20 protein-coding genes are annotated in these 22,558 nt (G+C 43.4%); 7 read left to right on the top strand and 13 right to left on the bottom strand.

The window, feature by feature from the left end; translation table 11 throughout:
* Positions 1–859: 859 nt before the first annotated feature.
* Entirely contained in the window at positions 860–1,324 is a 465-nt protein-coding gene (locus G367_RS0120220; protein WP_020414983.1) for a GNAT family N-acetyltransferase, read from the bottom strand.
* Between the two features lie 277 nt (positions 1,325–1,601).
* Positions 1,602–2,375 carry a hypothetical protein gene (locus G367_RS0120215; protein WP_020414982.1) on the bottom strand — a complete coding sequence of 258 codons (774 nt, stop codon included), beginning with the start codon at positions 2,373–2,375 and terminating at the stop codon, positions 1,602–1,604.
* Between the two features lie 478 nt (positions 2,376–2,853).
* On the opposite strand from G367_RS0120215, the gene G367_RS0120210 reads away from it, so the two are divergent.
* The 4 genes from G367_RS0120210 (at position 2,854) to G367_RS0120195 (ending at position 8,097) form a co-directional block, all read left to right on the top strand.
* Complete coding sequence (locus G367_RS0120210; protein WP_020414981.1) at positions 2,854–3,804, top strand: alpha/beta hydrolase; 951 nt, start codon at positions 2,854–2,856, stop codon at positions 3,802–3,804.
* Between the two features lie 915 nt (positions 3,805–4,719).
* Positions 4,720–5,640 (top strand): right-handed parallel beta-helix repeat-containing protein, encoded by a 921-nt coding sequence (locus tag G367_RS0120205; protein WP_157533691.1) that lies wholly within the window; start codon positions 4,720–4,722, stop codon positions 5,638–5,640.
* A 151-nt stretch (positions 5,641–5,791) separates the two neighbouring features.
* Positions 5,792–6,556 carry an amidohydrolase family protein gene (locus G367_RS0120200; RefSeq protein ID WP_020414979.1) on the top strand — a complete coding sequence of 255 codons (765 nt, stop codon included), beginning with the start codon at positions 5,792–5,794 and terminating at the stop codon, positions 6,554–6,556.
* A 629-nt stretch (positions 6,557–7,185) separates the two neighbouring features.
* Complete coding sequence (locus G367_RS0120195; RefSeq protein WP_020414978.1) at positions 7,186–8,097, top strand: hypothetical protein; 912 nt, start codon at positions 7,186–7,188, stop codon at positions 8,095–8,097.
* A gap of 206 nt (positions 8,098–8,303) precedes the next feature.
* Here the strand turns inward: G367_RS0120195 and G367_RS0120190 are convergent, their stop codons facing one another.
* From G367_RS0120190 to G367_RS0120175, 3 genes are all read right to left on the bottom strand, one after another.
* Positions 8,304–9,707 carry an MFS transporter gene (locus G367_RS0120190; protein ID WP_020414977.1) on the bottom strand — a complete coding sequence of 468 codons (1,404 nt, stop codon included), beginning with the start codon at positions 9,705–9,707 and terminating at the stop codon, positions 8,304–8,306.
* 450 nt (positions 9,708–10,157) lie between these two features.
* Positions 10,158–11,231 (bottom strand): LacI family DNA-binding transcriptional regulator, encoded by a 1,074-nt coding sequence (locus G367_RS24465; RefSeq protein ID WP_020414975.1) that lies wholly within the window; start codon positions 11,229–11,231, stop codon positions 10,158–10,160.
* Positions 11,232–11,310: 79 nt separating this feature from the next.
* Positions 11,311–12,573 (bottom strand): MFS transporter, encoded by a 1,263-nt coding sequence (locus G367_RS0120175; protein ID WP_020414974.1) that lies wholly within the window; start codon positions 12,571–12,573, stop codon positions 11,311–11,313.
* 431 nt (positions 12,574–13,004) lie between these two features.
* Between G367_RS0120175 and G367_RS0120170 the strand changes: the two genes are divergently transcribed.
* Positions 13,005–15,356, top strand: coding sequence for a glycoside hydrolase family 65 protein (locus G367_RS0120170; protein ID WP_020414973.1), 2,352 nt, complete (start codon positions 13,005–13,007; stop codon positions 15,354–15,356).
* On the top strand, positions 15,356–16,027 hold the full coding sequence (gene pgmB, locus G367_RS0120165) for a beta-phosphoglucomutase (protein ID WP_020414972.1): 672 nt from the start codon (positions 15,356–15,358) through the stop codon (positions 16,025–16,027). Before G367_RS0120170 ends, pgmB begins: the two co-directional genes overlap by 1 nt.
* A 160-nt stretch (positions 16,028–16,187) precedes the next feature.
* Here the strand turns inward: pgmB and G367_RS0120160 are convergent, their stop codons facing one another.
* From G367_RS0120160 to G367_RS24455, 6 genes are all read right to left on the bottom strand, one after another.
* Complete coding sequence (locus G367_RS0120160) at positions 16,188–16,472, bottom strand: hypothetical protein (RefSeq protein WP_020414971.1); 285 nt, start codon at positions 16,470–16,472, stop codon at positions 16,188–16,190.
* 42 nt (positions 16,473–16,514) lie between these two features.
* Positions 16,515–16,973: a cupin domain-containing protein gene (locus G367_RS0120155; RefSeq protein ID WP_020414970.1), complete on the bottom strand. Its 459-nt coding sequence runs from the start codon at positions 16,971–16,973 to the stop codon at positions 16,515–16,517.
* Positions 16,963–18,000: a hypothetical protein gene (locus tag G367_RS0120150; protein ID WP_020414969.1), complete on the bottom strand. Its 1,038-nt coding sequence runs from the start codon at positions 17,998–18,000 to the stop codon at positions 16,963–16,965. The genes G367_RS0120155 and G367_RS0120150 overlap by 11 nt, the downstream gene beginning before the upstream one ends.
* A gap of 281 nt (positions 18,001–18,281) precedes the next feature.
* Positions 18,282–18,689, bottom strand: a complete 408-nt coding sequence (locus G367_RS0120140) for a PaaI family thioesterase (RefSeq protein WP_020414967.1) — start codon at positions 18,687–18,689, stop codon at positions 18,282–18,284.
* A gap of 88 nt (positions 18,690–18,777) precedes the next feature.
* Positions 18,778–19,551 (bottom strand): thiaminase II/PqqC family protein, encoded by a 774-nt coding sequence (locus tag G367_RS25360; protein WP_020414966.1) that lies wholly within the window; start codon positions 19,549–19,551, stop codon positions 18,778–18,780.
* A 282-nt stretch (positions 19,552–19,833) separates the two neighbouring features.
* Positions 19,834–20,364 (bottom strand): P-loop NTPase family protein, encoded by a 531-nt coding sequence (locus tag G367_RS24455; protein ID WP_020414965.1) that lies wholly within the window; start codon positions 20,362–20,364, stop codon positions 19,834–19,836.
* Positions 20,365–20,698: 334 nt separating this feature from the next.
* Between G367_RS24455 and G367_RS0120125 the strand changes: the two genes are divergently transcribed.
* Entirely contained in the window at positions 20,699–21,250 is a 552-nt protein-coding gene (locus G367_RS0120125) for a peroxiredoxin-like family protein (protein WP_040629214.1), read from the top strand.
* Between the two features lie 132 nt (positions 21,251–21,382).
* Here G367_RS0120125 and G367_RS0120120 read toward each other — a convergent pair whose 3' ends face one another.
* Both G367_RS0120120 and G367_RS0120115 read right to left on the bottom strand, forming a co-directional pair.
* Positions 21,383–21,865 carry an N-acetyltransferase gene (locus G367_RS0120120; protein ID WP_020414963.1) on the bottom strand — a complete coding sequence of 161 codons (483 nt, stop codon included), beginning with the start codon at positions 21,863–21,865 and terminating at the stop codon, positions 21,383–21,385.
* An 82-nt stretch (positions 21,866–21,947) separates the two neighbouring features.
* Positions 21,948–22,556, bottom strand: coding sequence for a macro domain-containing protein (locus G367_RS0120115; RefSeq protein ID WP_020414962.1), 609 nt, complete (start codon positions 22,554–22,556; stop codon positions 21,948–21,950).
* Between the last annotated feature and the right edge of the window lie 2 nt (positions 22,557–22,558).

Genomic DNA, 22,558 nt, shown 5'->3' with positions numbered 1-22,558 from the left:
ATAAATTTGAAGCACCAGGAAGCTCAAACAGGAATCTCGACGTTGATTTTTGTGTCATTACAAAAATAGCATAATCCTTGAATAAAGCCCCTGACGATTTTAAAACCTTATCAAGCCTTCATTTCTACAAAGCAACCTCAAACAAAGATACAACCATCAAGAGAAATTTTATTCATCACAAACTTTGTGAGTAATAGATGTGCCGAGAATCTAAAAAGAGGCTTGGAAAAAGTGGAAATTTATGTGTTAATTTTTATTGACAGGAATTTCAGGCAATATACCTGATACCCTATTTGCCGATTAGCTTATTGCTAACTCGAAAGCTCAACGGCCAGCTATACCTCTATCATAGACATTAACTCCATCTGCACTATTCAGCTTCACTCAGCCATTCATCCAGAAAAAATATATTTTAGAACGACAACAAAAACGACTCGCCGTCTAAAAGTTATGCTGGCAGCTTCCTTCCTTTATACCACTTACAATTTACAGGTAGTTATATATAAATTTTGCGGTAACTATTCCACAGATCGCAAAGCTGACAACAGATAGAAATTCATTTTCAGTTGATTGGGCAAGGCAGCATGAATCAAGTAGAAAGCCTGACTATAGCTATAGCCTGAAATTTTACTCTATTGACCTCTTCTTTTTTGAATACTATAGCTCCAAAACCATATTTCAGGCTCCCCCCAAAAGAAAACTACCAATGCGGACCTCTACGTCAAAAAGTCAAATTACAACGGCAAGACCTTCAATATAGCAATAGAGGACCTCACTTTGTAGGCCAACACTTAATAGCAATAAACAGAAAGAAGATAAATAGATGATTATCCAGCACAGGCCCTGAGTTTTTCTTACTTCACAAATTTAGTTTCAGTCTTTCCCCGATGGAATTATCGACAAACCCTTCTCTTCGGTAAAAATCTATCGTCCTCTGCCAGTGCTCTTTCTCAGGTGTACTTACCTCCAGTCGCGGCCACTCCTGCTCCCTGGCAAAGCTCACAACCCTGTTGAGCAAAGCCTTGCCGATCAATCTAGAGCGGTATTCAGGTTCAACATAAAGCTCTTCAATCACACCATAGTGCCCACCAGCATAAATAGCTGCAGACTGTGACACAGTAATTACCCCAACCTCAATACCTTCAACCAGATATAGGAAAACATGGAAGCCACTACCTTCAGACAGGAGGCTCTTGGAAACAGCCGTTAACTGCTCTAAGTCAATCTCCCGCTTATGACCTACAAGAGCCTGCAACAGCTTAGCCACCAAGCTGGCAACCTTAACACTATGTTCCGCAGAGGCTTTTATAATCCCATCGAGCATCAGTCGTATTCCTTTGCCTTCTTACTATTCCTCCCCATAAACATGACTCTAGTCACATTTTTTGGGTGTATTAAAAATGTGATCACATTTTTAAATTATCAGCAGATTGGAAAAGAAGCAAGTCCCTTCGCTTAACGCAATCAAGGCGGGACTAACACCATTCTAGTTACCTAAGGGATATGAAGCGCGCGGTAAACAGGAGATAAGAAAAGAGGTTGGCAGATATAAAATTAAGGCTCCCCTGGCAAGGGAAGCCTTTTAAAGTCATAGCCTGATGCTAGTCCCAGCGATTGAAAATAACATGCATTCCATGGTTGTCATCACTTACAAAGACAAAGAAACCGCCGTTGGTATGCCTTGAAGCACACACTTTGGTGCCTTTGGAAGTCTCTGAACACGCCATCTTATAGGCCTCAACACCCACAGTGTCGTACATACACTGGCCAGGCTGAGCTGCTATGTTTTGAACCAAATCGCGAGTTGTTCGAGCTAAGACATAGCGGTAATCACCAAAGTAACGGTAATTATATGCATCCAGATAATAGGCTTGTGAATCACCTCCAGATTCTAAAAGCTCTGAATAACACAGCTCTGGCTTTGCTATCCATAGCATATCCATATCCTTGGAAGCATGGATTTGCGGCCAATTTTGCTCGTCATGTTTGGAGAGCACTACATTAGTGGAGTCTACATAATCTTTCGATATCACATAGTCTCCTGTGTCACTCTCTATACGACACACCGGTGCGCCGCCAACAAAGTTGTCACACTGGATTTCCTCAAGGGCAACCGGAGTAGTTGATCCCAGGCAGCCAGGAGCATAAGTCTCAGCCCACTCCCTCACGGCAGTAATCGCATACTCTCTTTTATCTTCTATTTCATAATAGAAATCAGAAAAAAACCGGTATACCTCACGATCGTTAGTATTACTTTGAGTTGCAACCTTTGCGCATTGGCTAAAATTTGGAAGCTCAAAGGTGGCACTTGCCTGGGTAGGAATTACGGTAGCAACAGCCAGAATTGCTGCACAAAATGTAGCGACGGTTTTCATTCAAAATCCTCCATGAAATCGCTGTATCTTAAGTCGGCGCGGATTCTAGCAAAGAGACATACGCAAATGAAACATTTTTGTAATGTGATGACAGTGGCGATTGCTTACAGTAAGCAAGTATTATTCCGGGCAAAAGATCTTCCACTCCAATAATGTTGATATTCACAGTCGAATAAGCAACAGCATCACCACCTTCCAGCTATGGCTATAATACTTTCCAGATTCTTGAAGCAACTCTCAATCTCTTATACCTCAATAAGGTAATAAACCCGAACACCTTAGTGCCTGCACGATCTCTTTCTCTATGTAAACAAAGTCGAAATACTTGTCCCGATCGGCAATCCAAAATCCGCTAAATCCTTGATCGTAATCAAGTCAATCTTATGTGGTTACCACTTGCATACCAAGCTCGGCTTAAAGCTCATCAATTGCTTAGAGTTATCTATACTTCATCAGATTAAATATAAGGATAACGATCATGGCTTTTACATTTGATCCGGAATTCGTTCAGGCGACTGCAAAATACCAAGATCTGATAGACTCAATTGAGCCGATTCCTCCAGGAGATGTCATTACAAGGCGGGAAATCGGTGAAGGGGTTTTAAGAATGGTATTTAATACCTATCCAATGCCCAATGACGTGTTAAAAGATGATTTTCTAGTCAAGGCCTCAAATGAATCAAGCCTCCTGCTACGCTGGTATCACAAAAGAGATTCCACTCCAGGCCCTGCAATCCTCTATATCCATGGGGGCGGCTTAATTTACAATGATGTGGAAATATACGATAAAGCCGTTGCCAAGTATGTTTCTGATAGTGGAGTGCCATTCCTCTCCGTCGACTACCGCAAAGCACCCGAGCACCCCTACCCCACACCTATTGAAGACTGTTACACCGCGCTCAGCTGGTTGGTTAAGCACGCTGAATCAATGGGGGTCGATTCCACTAGAATCGCGGTGATGGGAGATAGTGCGGGTGGTGGGTTGGCAGCAGCACTAGCCATTATGAGTAGAGATCGCGGTGGACCTGCCATCTCGAAACAAATCCTTATCTACCCCATGCTAGATGATCGAACCACAACATCAAACCCCAGTCTGGCTCCCTTTGTGCTTTGGACCTTTGACGACAACCTTACTGCCTGGCAAGCCTACCTTGGCAAAGACATTGGTTCCAACAAAGTGAGTCCTTATGCTGCAGCTGCACGCTTAAAGGATGCCACCAACTTACCGCCAGCCTATATCGATGTTGGAGAGCTGGATATTTTTCGAGATGAAGATATTCAGTATGCTGGACTTCTAGGTAATGCAGGGGTCAGCACAGAATTACATGTTCACCCTGGCGTAATTCATTCATGGGAAATTTTTGCCCCTGAAATCTCTGTATCAATACGCGCTCACAAAGACCGAATACGAGCGATTCAATCGATATAAAGACTAGCTATATCCCCTGATTGGCTGGACCTTCCGATCAGGGGGGCAATTAGCATTTTGCTCAACGAGTACATCCATTTCCTACCAATTATCTACATCTATCGCAGGTAAAGCAATCACAATTCACGCCACCCAGAATGTAGCTGTAAACGGCAGTATAATTTTAAGCAAGCCCATATTACTTCCTTTGCGCTCTTAACTTGATTCAGACTAGGTAAAAATCCAGCCTTTCAATTTTTACATTTTTGAGAATCGAAACAATACAACCTGGCTAAAGACAACAGTATAACCACGAGAACTCAAAATTATATTTATAGGATAAAACGGAGAGCTAACCAGATAAAAGATACCCACGCGATCAAAATAGCCTTTTGACCAGGGTAATTCTTAGCTGAAACCTAAAACAATAATTGTTTATCCATTCGGACCAACAACATAAATAAATACCATCTCAAGTGGCCTAGACCGAACAACATGACACTCTAAAGTACCAGTTTTTTTGGCTAACTTAAGAATCACCTATAGAAACTGCGGAGGCAAAGCAATGATCCTTTAAAGTCAATACGTGCTTTTAACAAAAATCAGCATCAGTCGTTCAAACACCACAATTTCATCATTATCTTAAAAAATAATTTTCATAAAGAATTTCACTATAAAGGTATTTCCCGACAGCGATACATAAGGGCTCACTTGCAAATATGACTCTACCGCTACCATCTCAATCATAGATCCAATTTACAGTGCCAAACGACCACTCTCCAGAAAAAATATTTAGACGATAACTGTATGGGAATATATAAAACTCAAACTATATCGAATAGATATTTAAAGAAAAATAGCAGCTCAACTATGATGTAAGACAAAATTGACACTCAAGTACTTCTTTCCATTTACACCTCTGAGAGGGACATCAAGGTGAAATTCAAACATTCAACATTAATCGATACTTGTAAGACATCATCTATTTTAGCTGCTGTATTTTCCATTTCGCCATTTGTCTTTGCTGTGGAATGTGGCGACGTTATAAACTCCACTACTGTACTATCTGAGCCGCTTACTTGTGAATTGACACAAGATTCGCCCTACGCACTAACTGTTTTTGGCCCAAATGGAAACTTACAAATGGTTGGAGATGGAGAAATTATATGTGATACAGCCAGCCAGCATGGTATCGCAGGCATTCTGGTTAATGGATTCTCGGGGCTTGTCTCCGGGGGGACAATTACTAACTGCCCTGACGGCTTAAATCTGGAGGGTGATGGATTTCACATAATAGAAGGTATCAAAATATTAAGTTCCCCTAGGGAAGGCATCGTTATTGATAGCGACAGCAATACCATTGTAAGAAATCATATTATTGATACTGGCAATGACGACGGAATTGATATAAGAGGCGACAAAAACAAAATACTGCAAAATTATATAGAGTCAGCTGGTGATCAGGGAATAACAATTAATGGAGAATTCACTCTAGTCAATCTCAACCACATTGTAGGAAGCATTGATGGTGCCAGTGGAATTCAAGTCAATGCAGATCACACAACAGTATCTCAAAATTTTGTTACCAACAACTATAGCAATGGAATTGAAATAACTAGTGAATCAAACAATATTGTTAGTCAGAATTTCGTCACCAAGAATGGAACTAGCGGTTCCTCAGATGTTGCCGGAATAAATATATCTGTATTCAATAGCACCAACAATCAAATATCTGGGAACACCTCACTAGATAATAATGCCTTTGATTTACAGGACCTTTCCGACACAAACTGCACAGGCAGCAATCTATGGACAGGCAATATTTTTAAAACATCAAATCCAGACTGCCTAGATTAACAATGCTAAGCAATATCAAAGCTATTGAAGTGTTTAGTCTTGCGCCCTCAGAGTTTTAAATGGAGGCCAAACTTACATATAGACAAGACCTACAAATGTAGGCAGACTAAACTTATAAAATCACCTAAATACTTAGATATTAGATGGGAATATGAAGCAAGGTAGAATTACAATTTTCGATAGTCATCTACATATTATCGCACCAGGATTCCCTCTTTATTCAAACCAGGGATTCACCCCTGAGCCATTCACTACTGCTGATTACCTAAGCAAGCTCGATAATTATGAGCTGGCTGGTGGTGCAGTTGTTTCTGGATCATTCCAGAAACAGGATCAAACTTACCTTTTGGATGCTCTGGCACGATTGGGAAAAAACTACGTTGGAGTAACTCAATTACTATCAAGTACAGACAATAATACTATTCTTCGTTTAAATAAGGCCGGTATTCGTGCGGTACGCTTTAACCTAAGGCGTGGAGGCTCAGAGGACATTTCCAAAATTACACCCTTTGCCCAAAGAATTTATGAGGTTGCTGGATGGCATGTCGAGCTATATATAGATTCACAGCAATTAGATGCACTCATTCAAACCTTGCTGGCCCTGCCCAAGGTTTCAATCGATCATCTAGGGTTACGAAAAGCAGGTTTCAAATCAGTATTACAGCTTGCTGAGCAAGGAGTAAGAGTAAAAGCGACAGGGTTTGGACGCCTGGATTTTCAACCTGCCTCGGCTATTGCTGATTTATATAAAGCAAACCCAGAATGCCTGATGTTCGGATCTGACCTCCCCTCCACCAGAGCTCCAAGACCCTTCAAGTATGGAGACATTACATTAATTCAGGATACATTGGGAGAAGCTGCATCCAGCAAAGTACTTTGGAAGAATGCCAAAGCATTCTATCTGGGGCAAGAGTAGCTAAGTAAAGCCCTGCAAGTATTAGTTTTGCCCACCCAATAATTTAAAACTATGCGACGTTGTGGACTGCAACCTTTCTTCAATTCGTAACGACCATACCTTACTTCCTCGCCCAAGGAAAAATTAAACAACAAATAGAAATTTTCCCTAGTTGCAGCATCCAAAAGACCAACAACATAAACCTCTAAAAACCATTTATCAGAAATGGCCTTCAAAGAACCTCTAAACTCTAACATTCTAAAAAATACAAAGCAGGGTTAACCCCCTAAATATTTACCTTCCTTCCCACGCCTAGATATCAAGATTTTTAGACATCAGAAAGGAAAACTGCTAAAGAAGAACAAATGTGTCTTTCGTGACAAAATACAAAATTATAAATATTAATTCTTGAGCGTGTTTCTTCTCCTTCCACCCACAAAACAAGTACGATTGTTCGACTCCTTATTGCCTGCTGCATTTATGCATGCAATATTAGGGTGGATTTTTTACCTCATGAACTCTAGCAAGGAGAATTTTTATCCAAAAAAACTACATGATAGGTTTATGTGATCTTTCTCTGCCCTATTTATCGACTAAATTCTCACCCCATTAAGAATAAATAAAAAATTTACGGTTAGAAATACAATTTTATGAAAATTAAAGTCCCGTATGGAAAAGTTCTTTTACTCATACTTATTTCCCTTTGTTTTACCTCCACAGTAAATGCTCAGTCTGGTTTTGAGGCTGTAGTGCCAGGGCCGGTTCATCTGGGTGTAAATGTCAATACTGAAGATGTTCCGTTTTGGAAAACATTGGATAATGACCATCAAGATGACTGGGATGGACGTGTACTCCATTACCCTGCCGATTGGCGAATAGCGAAAGGCAGCGATGGTCGTTGGATCACTTTTCCCCATGAGTGGGATCACCGCGAGGGTTCGGATGGCCGAATTGTTGCCTATCCCCACGGTTTTTACACACAAGAAGGAGATGATGGAAGGGTAATTTCCTATCCTTATAGTAAATGGAGGTACTTTGAAGGGGGAGATGGTCGCGGCGTGGCAATTCCAGGCGATTGGGATGTAGATGAACACGGTAACAGACTGTGGGGAAAAAATGTTAAAGCAGGCAGTGATTACCGCAAGATTGTAGTACCTCCCGGCTGGGAATCCGATCAAGGACGCGATTCAAGATTGATAGCTTATCCTGCAGGCTGGCTAACAGACTCCGGTTTTGATGAAAGGCTGGTAGCCATTCCACCACTCTCACCATGGAAGACCACCTGGGGGAGGGATGGGAGAATGATTACCTACCATGAAGGTATAACATCAAGAGTTGTTGAAGGGAATGACGATAGAAAAGTCGCAATCACCAATAACTGGTACTATCGATCAGGTCCCGACGGAAGAATCAAACAAAGGCCCAAAAGTACAATTAAAACACCTTTAACTTTTGATAATCCAGCACAAATTGCACTGATTAAGAAGCTGAAGGAAGATGCCGAATTATCAGATGAGGAGTACCATGATTATCTGCTTTACACATATCTCAATAGTGACTAGATTTCACTAATAATACATCATCGTGAAGGCCACCCTTACAGCGGGTGGCCGCATGCCACTCACCAAGGGGTAATTAATAGTTTTGGCAGGATTCAAACTATCACGTTATTTTACTTCAATACACGTCGATTATTAGCGACTTCCAATTAGACACCGCCGATAGAAAAGTAAATTAATAGTTGGCTTTGGAAGGAGTTCTACTATTGCTAAAGGATGCCTTCCTCCTCTATCTCCACTTCTATAGTTTTACCACTCACAAACAGAATACAAACTATCAATCCCGCAAGAGCCAAGTAAGCATTGACTGTAAATGCACGGTCTATACCTGTTGGTAAATCCGGTGCCATAACTACAATAGTGGTATTCATTCCCAGTCCGAGAGCACCACCAGCAATTTGGAACATATAGAGAATCGCCCCGGCCAGGCTTGACCTGGATGGATCAACAACAGTAATTGCAGCTGTGGTAATGGTTGAATAAAAGAGCCCTATACCGGCTCCCAGTATCATTAGTCCGGGAATCATACTGGAATATTGGGTGTCTTCATGTAGGTGTGATAACATAAACATTCCGGCACACATACACACCGTCCCGGCAGAAACGATTACCTTGGCCCCTAACCGCTCATACAAACTTCCTGAAACGTAAGATACCAGGCCAAATACGATCATCATCGGCAATAAGCCCATACCTGACGCCATTGCCGAGTAGCCGCGAACCTTGGTTAAAAATTGCGGTACATACAAAAGTGCAGCAAAGAAGACCACTGAAAGCAGTAGAGTAGCAATACCGGCAGCAAAGAATTTGCTGTTACTCGCCACATCCTGAGGAATCAGTGCATCCTTACCAGCGTTGCGCTCAATGATCACAAATAAGCCTATAAACAATAAAAATATCGAAAACAGCGCTACTATTAACGGGCTCTTAAAACCAAAATCCACAGCGAGATCCAGGGCAACCAGCAGTCCAAATAGGGAAACTGTAAGAGCAGTTACTCCGGCATAATCTATACGCTCACGCACCTCTTCAGGACTGTCATCAGCTACAACCCGCCAACAGACAAAGCACGCCAAGATTGCTATAGGTACATTAATAAAGAAGATCCAACGCCAACTCAGTAAATCTGTCAGTGTCCCCCCCAGCATGGGGCCAATCGCATTTGATGCTCCACACACCGCCATGATCAAGCCACCAGCAAGACCTGAGCGATCCTCGGGCATCAAACCATAAATCATTCCCAGTATCGCCGGCCACATCATTGCTCCGCCGATACCCATTAATGCTCGCGAAATCAATAGCATCCAAACATCTACAGCCAGTCCGCCCAGAAGGGAGAAAAATACAAAAATAGCGGTACCTATAAAGAATATTCGTCGGCGCCCAAACATGTCTGCCAAACGACCACCGGAAATAATTAGAACACCAAAAACCAGGGTATAACCATTGATTACCCACTGGACCGTAGTGATATCAGAATTAAACTCTTTTTCCATGGCGGGTATTGCCACAGAGAAAGCGGTGAAATCATTCGCAATTAGAAATACAGCCAGGCTTAACGCTGTCAGGCCCAAGAATTGGGTCTTTGTGAGAGGCGTTCTTTCTTCCGCCATATTAATTACCAAAGTATCAACTTGATAGGAAAGTTATCTCGAAAGTGTGGCTCAAGGAGATGATTCCCGCATCCATATTACTTATCTAATCCTGGTTGCAATTGAATCTATGTCCTTCCTTGAAATTGAAACATTGAGTTACATGCTGCTGAGGATTTTTATAAGGTGTTTTTATCAACCGCAATTTGTATAGATAAGCCGAAAATATAACGAATACTGTTAAGTACCCAACATATTTATGGGGGTACAATGTCTGCCATAGCAGCGGTGCTGGTAATCACGCCCAGCTTGTAGGCATCGGACACCAACGGCACCAAAATACGATTGGAATCCACCTAAGAGGTGATAAATGGGCTCCACCGTTTCTGCGGAGCCTCAATTGCGGGACCAAGTAGAGAAGCCTCTGAGGAGAGGGTAATAACTGGCAAAGATAAGGGACTAGAGGTTACTTTAACCATGCCCCTCTTGAAAGAACTCCTGAACCGGCTGGTATTCGGGGTTTGCACCACAGGAAGCCCGCACCACCAGCTCAGTGGGCAAAACTTCTGGCTCAGCACTTTGCCCCCCTACAAGCCGCATAACCTTCTCAACCATCAACTCGCCAGCGCGGTGAATATTCTGGCGCACTGTAGTGAGAGGTGGGGTATAGAAAGGCGCGATGGGAATATCATCAAAGCCCACCACCGCTACATCTTCTGGCACCTTATGGCCCAATGCCTGCAAGCCCTTGATTGCACCCATGGCGATGCTGTCACTGGCTGCGAACACCCCATCGAAAGTCAGCCCCTCCCGACCAATCAAATCGATAATTGTCTGGTAACCACTCTCGCTAGAGAAAGACACCGGAATCTGTCGTTCAGTTTTACCCAGCCCAGTATCAGTCAGTGCCGTGCGGTACCCCTCGTAGCGACCATTGATTTCCGGGTGAGCGGTGTCGCCCAAGAAGATCACTTTTCTGCGCCCCAGGCTAAGCAGGTGCTTAGTTGCCTGGTGCCCCCCCATCTGGTTGTCACTGCTTACAATGCAGTATTCCGAGCCCGGCTTGGTGGTGCCCCCCCAAACCACTAGGGGATCTCCCAGTTTCTGTAACTCCCGCAGCGGGTTGTCATCCACGCCCTGGCCAATCACTATGACCCCATCGGCACGACGAGAACCCATCAGGTAGGAGTGCCAATCGTCATTGCTGGCAATACTATTAGAGAACAGCAAATCGTACTTGTACTGTGCCAATTTATCGGCAATGGCACCAATCATGTCCAGCATAAAGGGATCGGAAAACGTCTGGCCACCCGCGCAACCGGTATTGATCACCACTGAAATGGTATGGCTACGCTTCAAACGCAGGTTGCGCGCGCTCTCATTAATCTTGTAATTCATGCTCCGCGCAATCTGCTGAATACGCTCACGGGTCTTTTCGTTGATCAGCGGATTATTGTTCAGAGCGCGGGAAACCGTGGATTCTGAGACTCCCGCCAACCGTGCAATATCTGACATGGATACGGGAGAGGAGGAATCCTTCGGCATGACGTACTTCACCTTGTTCACGGGAAATACGCCATCTTAGGGGTGTGGTAAATATTTGTAAAACAGGGACAAATTTCGATCAGGTCACCGGGCTGGCCGGTAGCGCCTGCTCACCAGGTACCTGCCGCTCCACTGCACGACGGAAGAAGAATAAGCTAATAAGAATCACTGAAATAGGAACCAGCGACAGATAGAAAGCCACCTGGCCATCGAATACCTCAAAAACGGTTCCTGTTATTAGTGAGCCCGTTGTCCCCCCCAATGCAGAGAAAATCACCAGTAACCCGGTCATTGCGGAGTGTTGGTGTGTGGGCAGTGAGCTCAGCATCACTGAGTTGATCGCCGGATATACGGGGGCCATAAACAAGCCTATCAATGGGAGGACAAATGCGGCTATCGGCGCATTGAGCCAGCTGATATCTGGATCTGGCTGGACATTACTCGACAATGGCAAGGTTAATACTACCAACAGCGCCATTGCCAACAGGCAGATATTGAGAACCGGGTACCAGTGCAGACGCCGCATGATAGCCCCCGCACCGAGCCGCCCTATCGCCAAGCCTGCTGCGAAAATACTGGCCGCCTGGACACTCATAGCAGCCGGCAGCTTAAGAATCTCATTGTTAAATGTAGGCAGCCAACTGCCGATTCCCTGCTCAATCAGCACATAGATAAACACAGAAATCACATAGATATATACCAGCGGTTTGGCCATTAGCTTGATCATTGCCAGGAACTCCTGACGAGGGCTGGCCCCCTCAATACGAGTCCCCGATTCATTCATTTCAGTAGTCCACAGCAGGACGAAGGCGACAGCACAAATAGCTGCCAATACCCAGTAGACGCTTAACCAGGTAGTTGAGCCAGGGTTGGCGGAATCAATGAACGCACTGAAAAGCCAATAGCCCCCCAACACACCCACCATAAAAACCCCCTCGAGGGTATTTAGCAGGCTCGCATGTTCTTTGCGATCTCTCGCAAGCAAACCAACGGTTGAATAAACAGCGACTTTGACCAAAGCGAAGGCGACACCAACAGACAGAAACAGCAGTTTGGCTGTCCAGAACCCCGGCAGTATCGGCATAGCGGTACAAGCCACAGCAACAATCGCCAGACCTATCAACATCGCTTTCTTGAATCCCAAGCGTGGCAACTGTGAAGCCACCAGGAATGAAACCACACCGATAGGGATATCCTTAAAACCCTCCAATACACTGGCGGCAGATTTACTCACACCATAAGTATTGATTACCTGCATGATTACTGTGCCCACGCTGTTTAGCAGAATGGCAAACACAAAATAAATGGCGAATAGGGAAAGCAGTATGCGCTGATTATTCATAACAAATTCTTCATCGGTCTATGGCTCAGGCGCTAAGCCGTACCAGCCTGTTATTGTACATTTTTTGATCTAATTTTGTGAGGCTAATGAAACCTGCGTGATCATCGCCTGAGGCCTCAGTATTGCTTAAAGTACCCACTTAATGCAAACGATTGCATTTCATGTGGAATATTAAGTGGATACCTTTCTTCCAATCCAGTCACAAAACCAATCAGTTCATCACTCTAATAAACTATTTTATTTTTAAATATCAATCACTTATGGATATATCTGTTTATGAGATCCAGTCGATATTCATGGTTATAACCTTTACATTTTCACAATTGCAATCGATTGCAAAATAATATCAATTGGAGATAGACTGAAACCTGCCTGCCCAAGAAAAGCAACCGCTTGGGGTGGAACCTAAATAACTGATTCTGTGATGTGGTATGAAGCAAGAACAACAAGTCAAACACGAGATTCATCCCTGGAGCCTGGTAGAAAATAGCTTCCAACCCGAGGATTATTGCCTCAACGCCACCCTCTTCTCTCTCGGTAACGGCTATATCGGTCTGCGTGGCGCATTTGAAGAGGGCTATGAACCGGAACCATTCACCGATGGTTGCTACCTCAACGGTGTCTATGCCAGTGAACCGATCAGCTACGGCGAATCCGCTTACGGCTATGCTCGCAACAACCAGCGCATGCTGACAGTTCCGGATGGCAAATCGATTCACATTTGGATTGACGGTGAGCGCTTCAGCTTGGCAGAAGGCGAGCTGATCAATTATGAGCGCCACCTGGATATCTCCACCGCCATATCCAAACGAACGCTGACCTGGCGTTCACCTCACGGCAAGACCATTGAGCTTACCGCCCAGCGACTGGTCTCCCTGAGTGAAAAACACCTGCTTATCGTCAGCCTGGAAATAACTCCCCTCGATTTTGATGGCGAAATACGCTTGCAATCTCGCTTGGACGGAGACTTGGCCCAGGCGGATCGCAGTGATGATCCCCGCATAGCCTCACCTATAGATAGTGGAGATATTGAGTGGCTTGAAAGTACTGCCGATGGCGACTATCTCGCTTTGCCATTATTCGTTAAAAGCAGCGGCTTCTCTATCTGTAGTGGGGCACTACACCACTGTGAAAGTAATAATGATTTCACCTCCAGCAATCTCCGCAGTGAAGATTGCGTCTCGGTGGATTACCGCTTTAGCGCGCACCGGAATACCCCAATTCGCCTCACAAAATATGTTGCCTACTTTGCCGAGCAGAACAAAGCACCTTTAACCGCCTCACAGGTACAAAACTACCTTCAACGTTGTGCGCGTAATAGTTTTACAGAACATGCTCAAGCTCAACACTTGGAAATGAAGAATTTTTGGCGGGAATCGGATATCCAGGTCAGCGGCAACGATGCCTTGCAACAGGGGATTCGCTTTAACCTGTTTCACTTATTCCAATCACTGGGTAGGGATGGGCGCACTAATATTGCTGCGAAAGGCCTATCCGGTGACGGCTACGACGGCCACTATTTCTGGGATACAGAAATCTATGTGTTGCCATTTTTCCTTTATACCCAGCCACAATTGGCAAAAGGACTTTTGGAATACCGGCACTCAATTCTGGAGTCTGCACGTTCCCGCGCGCGGCAGATGGCCATTCAAAAAGGTGCCCTCTTCCCATGGCGAACAATTGGTGGCGAAGAGTGTTCAGCCTACTATCCCGCCGGTACCGCCCAATACCATATCAATGCAGATATCGCCTATGCGGTACGTAACTACTGCCGGGTAACTGGCGATACTGATTTCCTACGAGATAAAGGTGCGGAAGTAGTCATTGAAGGCGCGCGGATGTGGATGGAGACCGGCCACTTCAATCCGCGTCGTAACAACCAATTCTGCATCAATGAAGTCACCGGACCAGACGAATACACCGCGTTAGTAGATAACAATTTCTACACCAACCTGATGGCTCGTGCGCATCTGGAATATGCGGAAGAGGTCTTCCAATGGCTACAATCTTTCGACCCGGAAGCCTGCCAAACTTTGGTTAAAAAAATCCAGCTGGAGTCGGAAGAACCTGCAAACTGGGCCCGCGCAGCCGAGGCCATGTACCTTCCCTTTGACAAATCTGAAGGTATCCATCCCCAGGACGATGGCTTCCTGAACAAGCCGGTATGGAATTTTGCCGAGACACCTGAAGAAAAGTACCCCTTATTGCTGAACTATCACCCGCTGGTTATCTATCGGCATCAAGTTTGTAAGCAGGCAGATGTTGTGCTTGGGCTTTTATTACAAAGTTCCGAATTTTCAGTAGAGCAAAAGCGTCGCGATTTCGATTTTTACGAGCCTCTCACCACCCACGACTCCACCTTGTCTGCATGTATACACAGCATTATTGCCAGCGAAGTCGGTTATCCGGAAAAAGCTCTCAGCTATTTTCAGCAGGTAGCGCGTATGGACCTGGATAACCATCACAATAATACCCAGCATGGTATTCATACCGCATGCATGGGCGGTACCTGGATGTGCATGGTGCAAGGTTTTGCTGGAATGCGCCTGCACGGCAACGAACTGAACTTTAATCCCTACGTGCCCGAGGGGATGGACGGCTATCGTTTCCGCCTTCAATTCCGCGGTCGTACGCTTGCCCTGGAAATCGATCGCCCTCAAGCCAGCTATACCCTGGTAAGCGGAGAGGCAATCACCCTGTATCACGGCGAAGAGGTAGTAATGCTGAGCACAGCCGGACAAAAGCAAACTTTCCAAATGGCAGCGATGGAGGAGGTATCTTGATGATCTATCGTGCGGCAATTTTTGACCTGGATGGCGTAATAGCAGATACAGCCCGATTACATTTGCAAGCCTGGCGTCAACTCGCTGAGGCCCTGCAACGCCCCTGGGCTGACGACACAGAGGAAAAACTAAAGGGACTTGAAAGAATGGCCTCTCTAGAAGTCATTCTCGGGGGGGAGAGCGGTAATTTCAGTGAGGAAACAAAGCTCGCCCTGGCCTCCCGTAAAAATAGTCGCTATCAGGAGTTGATTCGCAGCCTCTCCCCAGAAGATCTTCTGCCAGGTGCGGGTAAACTCCTGGCTTGGCTATACGAGAGAAAAATTCCCATCGCTCTGGCCTCCGCAAGTAAAAATGCTCCGGCCGTTTTGCAAGCTTTGGGAATATCAGATTTCTTCTCATACATTGCAGACCCGGAGCAATCAGCCCCCAAACCGTCTCCGGAAATTTTTCTCGCAGCCGCACAAGGCCTGCAGGTTGAAGCTGAATTCTGCATTGCCTTTGAAGATGCCGCAGCCGGTGTTACGGCTATCAAGGCCGCACAGGGAATGACTGCTGTCGGTGTAGGAAGTGAGAGTACGCTTGGAAGTGCCGACTATATTGTCGGCAGCCTAGAGATGTTCGATCCAAAAGACTTCTTTCTCTCGGCAATTAGAGCAGCTGTTGTTAGTTAACCAAGGTCCCTAGATATCGCTATACAAGCTGAGTAGCAGGTTTGGAAACTGGCTACTCAGCTTTACCGGAGCATAGTCATATTTGGTAGTCACTTCTGTGTGGAGAGGGAAAAGATCCATGTTAGGGGCAAGTACACTTCGGTAAATCTCACTTGAGCTCTTAACGAGCACTGAGGTTTCGACCAAAAACAAACCCAAAGAGCAAATGTGATATGAACAGAATAATAACCATCCAATAGGCCGGGAATAGATTCATCCACAAAGCATATATTGCATAAAAATGCAGCAAGATTAACAAGCCCCAAACACAATAGCCCAACCAGCTTACAAACTTATCATGTGCCTGCGCAAAGTTGGCAACTCCCAATCCCCAGGCAAGGAAAACCCAAATTAAAGACCAGCCAAAAAGTAAAGTTAAGGAAATATTTACTCCCAGCTCAAACATATCTATCCACTCCCTCTACATCCAGTCAGTTCATATGTATTGCTATGGCTCTATAAACTTTTGAAAACCGGAGTCTATACTTCGTAGCTTATTGGCCGTACCTGACCGTGGATCAATTATCTCAAAATCAGAGAAATCAAAGCCGGGGCCGACCGAACAACCCACCAGAACCGATTCTCCGATAGGTTCAGCTGCCTGCCAGACACCAGCAGGAATAACATCACAGAAAGTATTACATTGTGTAGAAAGCTCAGTTCGCTTAACTTCCTTACCTAACCCATCCCAGGTATAGAGATACAATCCAGCGCCTTGATACAGGTTCCATACTTCATCTGATTGCACCCTATGAAAACGACTAACCTCCCCATTATTCAATGAAAAATAAATATGTGTAAGGGCAGACCTTTTCTGCCCATCTTGATTGGTAACTACAGTATTAGACCTGAATACCTCAAGATATCTTCCACCCTCAGGATGTTCAGACAGGTTTTTAGGTTGCACTTTTATTTCCCCACATTTTAAATTTAGTCAATTCTTTACTCTTCTCTTTTGAAAGGGCTTTAGCAATATTGGTTATAGCTTCATCCATGGAGACCAAGCCATCAAGATACGGCATCCAATATTTATCAAGAAGTACCTTATAGTCCCAGTGTCCTCTATATAACCCATTTGCTTTCGCATAGGCCGTATAATTAGGCTCAACCCTTGAAACAGCCCTTCTCACAGTCTCGCCAACTGTATAAAACTGAATCGGATGCCATATCCCCTTTTTGTCAGCCACACCAAACTTGTCAAATTCTTTATCAATCAGTCTTCGGAGTGTACTTTTTCTTCCAACACTACTAACGTGAGACAGTTCATGAAAGAACATTTCCAAAGCCAACCAGCCACTATAATCTGGATAGGTGCTATTGATGATAGTTTGGTGGCGTCTTGCAGAAGTTGTCGCCCCCTGGCGCAAGCCCGGCTTGTAAGTAATATTGATCGTATGAGTATTAACTATTAAATCTTCAGCAAACAATCTCTCAAGATCTGCAGATATTTTATTGCCATACCTCTTTAGCTTAAATTGCAACTCCTGGTGCCACTCCAGATTCTTCTCTAAGTGCTTCCCCCACAGGGTTGCATTATATAATGGAGCAATCTCATTTATATGGTGACCCAACGTATTCTCTGCCTCACTATTGTCAATACCCTTACCGGTCATCAGAGCTTCAGTTAAATTTGCTATTTCAGATTCAGACCTAACAATATGAATATTATTTTCCGCCCCAAGTTTACGATAATCTTTAATCGCCTTCTCAAAGATGGAAATCTTACTAGAAGTGATGGCACCATTACTCTTGAACTCCTCCAGAGCATCCCTATCTCTTGCCAACTCATACAGGAAAAGATGTAAATTCAATAAAGGATCACTTTTGAATATGACACCTCCCCAGCTACCAATTTGATTTCGCTTCGGGTCGTCAGCAACAGTTGATAAAGAAATCAATAAGAGAGCGAGTACCAACAATAGAATTTTAATCATGAAAGAACGCCAGGGCTATATACTTGATATTAACTTCACTGGTGGTATGACTTGGGAACCCATACAAAGTTTTATAAAATATGACTAAATTAGAAAAATTCACAGCGGTACCAAATCTCACACCAGAATCATATTGGTACATAGAATAAAGCTACCTATGAGCCACAGTTAAGCCGGCTAATAGCCATGGGATTTTAAAAAAGTATTTTATCTCAGTATGCCCATGATGTAATCAATATTTCTCCATTAAGGTACTTCTCTACAATATCCTACAGATGGGACTATGGGTACAACAGCATTTGCGTACAGCGAAAGAGAGAAATTTTTTTACCAGTTTTTAGGCAAAGCACTACAGCATCCCAAACCTGAGTAGTGCGCCCTTTATGTATAGGGCTCGCGATGCACTCTACTCTTCCCTCCCGTACAGTACTTAAGTGATTCGATTTCAGTTCTATAGTAGTAAAACCCGTTGCAGTCTTTGGTAAATTTGCAATACAGCCAATACCACAAGCAGTATCTGCCAATGAAACAACACTACCGGCATGCAGGTATCCATTTGGAGCTAAATGCGACGCTGTAATATCCATTTCTGCGCATATTTTTAACTCATCCAAATTAATAATTTTTATACCAAGTAGTTCAGGCAACCTCCCAGCACACATATCATTGAAATACTTTATGTCTTTCATAAGCCAATATATTGTTTATATCAAGTTTATTATATTAGTCAATTCATCTATTCCCGATACTCTCTACCATAAAGAACCAATAAACTGGTTAATTGGAATTCCGTTTGGTATCACCAGAATTTTCCAGTGCTCGCCAGAATTCCTTTTCATAGGACTGAATAAGCCTAACACGTGTTTCGATATTTAACTCACTTATTCCTGAAGCCAAACCCTTGGCAACTATATCTATTACTTGCTCTCGAAATCCAGGGGGCAATTCTCTAAAACTGATTAAGAATGCGAGCTGGCTGTCTGACATTTTCTTATTCTGTTTAAGCGCCTTAGCCATGCGTCCAACATTTTTACCAAAACTCTGAAAATTGATCAACAATGCAGCAGCAATTTCCGCAGGCATAGCATAATTTGCCAACCACGTAGTATAAGCTGGGTATGCTTGTGCTCCGGCTAATGGTTGGTACTCGTTAATTTGTTTATCAGAGATCTCTAGGGCCTTGATAAGAGCTGGCAACTGCTCACTGGCCATAACCTCACCGGTGACCAGCCGAGTAAAGAACTGTCGAATTATTTGACTTGAGGAACCTCCAAATCGATGTAAAGATAATGCATTGCTACGAAGATCTGACTGAATGATCAAATGCTGTTCCAACGCAAATGCTTGCAATATTGAATCTGGCAATACATTGTCCTCAAGTTTTTTAATAATAATGGGCACCTCATTACTAAGGTATTTTTTTTCAAGCTGTTGGATCAAACTCTCCGCTTTATGCCGATCTTCCTTAGTCGTAAAAGCAATTGATTGAGCCGTAGTATTTAGGGCAAGTACCACAATAAGCCCAACTTTTAGAAAGATGTCTCGAGTCACCTGGCAATGCTCCGATAATAAAAACACTAAGCATAGCACCGTTAAGAGAAATTGATTGAGGTAGACAAAGGAAGAGTTTAATGCCTAAGAAAGGCCTGCAGTTATAAAACAACACCGGCTCAAACACTTAGACATTGCCCAATACCCGGGATATCAATTTGTATGCAGCAAAGAATGACAACTTATAAAATTTTACAATCAAGCAATCGAAGCAAAATTGAATATAGGCAAAACCATGTATTTTAGACATCAATACGCCTATTTATTTGATAAGTTTACCGGCTAAATATTAGTATCAGTTCTCGAAAATCGATGCGCAAAACTATTAATCTCATCTACCTTCTCAATCCTGTATATCTTTTTGTTTTCGCCTAGAGATTGTATTTTATCAAATAATTCATCACTCCAGAATCTGGGTGATAATCGCAAGTATTGCCAGCTTGCGAATGTACCTTTTAGAACGGAACTGCCCTCAGGCCAACCTACGGGCCTCACAAAACAACTTTTTAACAACCTTTTAGTAATCCACCAGTAATGAATATAATATGGCAAGTCAACAATAATGAGCGTATCGGCTGCATCAATACGTGCCCAAAACGACTCCATCGTACCCAAGCCATCAATTATCCAGTTATCAGATTCAATTAGTTTAGAGTGTTCGCCCAAAAAATCTTCAGGAGAAATACGCTCACCATTTTTATTATACTCTACCGTATCCAGTGGGAAATATTTAAGACCCGTAACAGCAGCCAGATTCATGGCAAGAGTAGACTTTCCTCCCCCAGGCTTTCCAAATATCGCTACTTTCTTCATTTTATGATGACTTCTGCTTACCCTTAATTCAAAATCGATAACGGATATTAATACTATCTCGCGTTACTGATTAAAAAAAACATCCAAAAAAGCGCCAATTTTCTTTCTACCAAACCAAATACACTTACTCTGGCTGACCGAATTTCAGCTATATTGACAGCTATGTCGACAGTATTAATTGCGCTTCACCAGAAAATAGGTAACTTGATGTATTTATGGTTATACAAAACTTCACAATCAATGAAATCACAGTGCCTGTCTAGATTCTAAACCAAACTTTTACAGTTTAAAATCTACTTGTTCAAACAGCTGCAACACATTCTACAGAATGATAATGAGAAGAAAACAAAGCGAATCCCCCCAACATCCTGTACCTAATCTGGTCGTGGAAACCTTATCATCCGGTACATTTGACTTATCTAAAGACGCCCCCGGTTATGCAACTCTGGTTGTGTTCTATCGTGGCTTTCACTGCCCTATCTGCGTTTCTTACTTGAAGGAACTTGGCCGTTTGACGCCTGAATTCCTTGCGAAAGGAGTTAAAACAATAGCAGTATCCTCAGACGACAAAAATAATGCCATAAAGATGGCTGAAAAGGTTGCTTACCCTGATTTACGTATTGGCTATAATTTGCCCCTGCAAGTCGCAAAAGAGTGGGGCCTTTACCTTTCATCAGGTCATGGAGCCACTTCTGTAGGTATCGAAGAGCCTATCCTTTTCTCTGAACCAGGTGTGTTTCTGGTTCGGAATGATAGCACGCTCTATTTTGCCATAGTGCAAACCATGCCTTTCGTGCGTCCACATTTCAAAGAAATGATCGGAGCACTCGAATTTGTCCAAGAAAACGATTATCCAGCACGTGGTGAGTACATTGGATCGGTCTAATTCTTTGAAGATAATGAGTATCTATCTTCGGCGTTGAGTGACACCACTGCTAGTATTGGCCATCTAGTTCCATCCCCCCCAATTTATAACTGTCCTTATAATCGGGCTTTCTAGGGGATACCACTCAGATTATTAAATACTATCCATAAGGCTACGCCTTACATCAATAAAATAGGTGTTAAAGCTGCGCCCCAGTTGATATGTCTTAATCACTCGACTCGCAATTTTACTCAATACTTTATAATCTGGCCTGGTATCCAACAAATGAAATAGCACTTCTTTATGTTTGAATTCATTTGCCCAACGCATCAAAATCTTGAACAAACTTATCCCTAGCCCCCAAAATTTCTGGGATAAGACAATTGCCAGCTCATAACCATGATCATCTGGCTGGATCCCACACCACCCGGCAATTTTACCCTCTATGCAGACAGCTCTAACTCGACAACCTGGAAGAGAGTCAACTATAAGTTTGGCCTCGACCCAGTGTTTCAGAGAATTGTCATCAAAGTATGCGTGATCAATCAGATGCACTCTGAGTTTATCTTCATTAAGAACAGCTAATAATTCCTTCTGGTTTATAGCGTTGAGCCTCCTGAATTCGACTGTATTCATAACTAGCTGCTCCGGAAATACTGACCATTAATATTGAACTACAAAAATCCAGTATCAACTCAATAAAATTTATCAAAAAATCTTAGTATGTTAATAGTAACTTTTTATGGGACTCATGAATCTCATTATAACTTGGAATCCTGGAAGGCTTGGACAGATAACTATAGGCCGCCCTCATATGTCCCGCACAGCGCCTAACTGATAAGTTGCCTATTCCCGTGCCCAATCCTGAACATACAATTGAATTTATCTGACAGCCATTAGGTGACAGATTGAACATCTGAACGGAATTTAGAATAGCCCTGAAAGCATGATAAGCATTTAACGTAGTGGATATATCTTCTGGTACGCGCATTGTTGGAGCAGCTATAAGGTACGGCCAACTGTCATTAGATGTTGGAACTATTATTGCCGCCCCTACAGGTAGCTCACCATGGAAATCAGACTTGATTCTTTCCTGTAACCTCTCCTCAACTTCAAAACCCAATGTATTCCGGATTGGAAGATCCAAACCTCCATCCATAATTCCAAAGCTATTGGCCGGACTCACCATGGCATCGGCGGATATCGAAAAATAATCTCCCTCTACAACTTCAAAAATATCAATTCCTTCAAAAACCTGACGCCAGGCTTCCACCAGGTCTTTTGACCTATCTATTAGATAGATTTTATTAGGTAACATTAATTCCATCC

The sequence above is a fragment of the Microbulbifer variabilis ATCC 700307 genome (assembly GCF_000380565.1).
GTDB classification, from domain to species: Bacteria; Pseudomonadota; Gammaproteobacteria; order Pseudomonadales; family Cellvibrionaceae; genus Microbulbifer; species Microbulbifer variabilis.
Note: the sequence above shows the minus strand (reverse complement) of the source record. Positions and strands in the feature narration are given on the sequence as shown.

Excerpts from the sequence above, each read along its gene's own strand:
- G367_RS0120220 (WP_020414983.1), bottom strand. The coding sequence starts at position 1,324 with ATGCTCGATGGGATTATAAAAGCCTCTGCGGAACATAGTGTTAAGGTT.
- G367_RS0120215 (WP_020414982.1), bottom strand. The coding sequence starts at position 2,375 with ATGAAAACCGTCGCTACATTTTGTGCAGCAATTCTGGCTGTTGCTACC.
- G367_RS0120210 (WP_020414981.1), top strand. The coding sequence starts at position 2,854 with ATGGCTTTTACATTTGATCCGGAATTCGTTCAGGCGACTGCAAAATAC.
- G367_RS0120200 (WP_020414979.1), top strand. The coding sequence starts at position 5,792 with ATGAAGCAAGGTAGAATTACAATTTTCGATAGTCATCTACATATTATC.
- G367_RS0120195 (WP_020414978.1), top strand. The coding sequence starts at position 7,186 with ATGAAAATTAAAGTCCCGTATGGAAAAGTTCTTTTACTCATACTTATT.
- G367_RS0120190 (WP_020414977.1), bottom strand. The coding sequence starts at position 9,707 with ATGGCGGAAGAAAGAACGCCTCTCACAAAGACCCAATTCTTGGGCCTG.
- G367_RS24465 (WP_020414975.1), bottom strand. The coding sequence starts at position 11,231 with ATGCCGAAGGATTCCTCCTCTCCCGTATCCATGTCAGATATTGCACGG.
- G367_RS0120175 (WP_020414974.1), bottom strand. The coding sequence starts at position 12,573 with ATGAATAATCAGCGCATACTGCTTTCCCTATTCGCCATTTATTTTGTG.
- G367_RS0120170 (WP_020414973.1), top strand. The coding sequence starts at position 13,005 with ATGAAGCAAGAACAACAAGTCAAACACGAGATTCATCCCTGGAGCCTG.
- pgmB (WP_020414972.1), top strand. The coding sequence starts at position 15,356 with ATGATCTATCGTGCGGCAATTTTTGACCTGGATGGCGTAATAGCAGAT.
- G367_RS0120160 (WP_020414971.1), bottom strand. The coding sequence starts at position 16,472 with ATGTTTGAGCTGGGAGTAAATATTTCCTTAACTTTACTTTTTGGCTGG.
- G367_RS0120150 (WP_020414969.1), bottom strand. The coding sequence starts at position 18,000 with ATGATTAAAATTCTATTGTTGGTACTCGCTCTCTTATTGATTTCTTTA.
- G367_RS0120140 (WP_020414967.1), bottom strand. The coding sequence starts at position 18,689 with ATGAAAGACATAAAGTATTTCAATGATATGTGTGCTGGGAGGTTGCCT.
- G367_RS24455 (WP_020414965.1), bottom strand. The coding sequence starts at position 20,364 with ATGAAGAAAGTAGCGATATTTGGAAAGCCTGGGGGAGGAAAGTCTACT.
- G367_RS0120125 (WP_040629214.1), top strand. The coding sequence starts at position 20,699 with ATGAGAAGAAAACAAAGCGAATCCCCCCAACATCCTGTACCTAATCTG.
- G367_RS0120120 (WP_020414963.1), bottom strand. The coding sequence starts at position 21,865 with ATGAATACAGTCGAATTCAGGAGGCTCAACGCTATAAACCAGAAGGAA.
- G367_RS0120115 (WP_020414962.1), bottom strand. The coding sequence starts at position 22,556 with ATGGAATTAATGTTACCTAATAAAATCTATCTAATAGATAGGTCAAAA.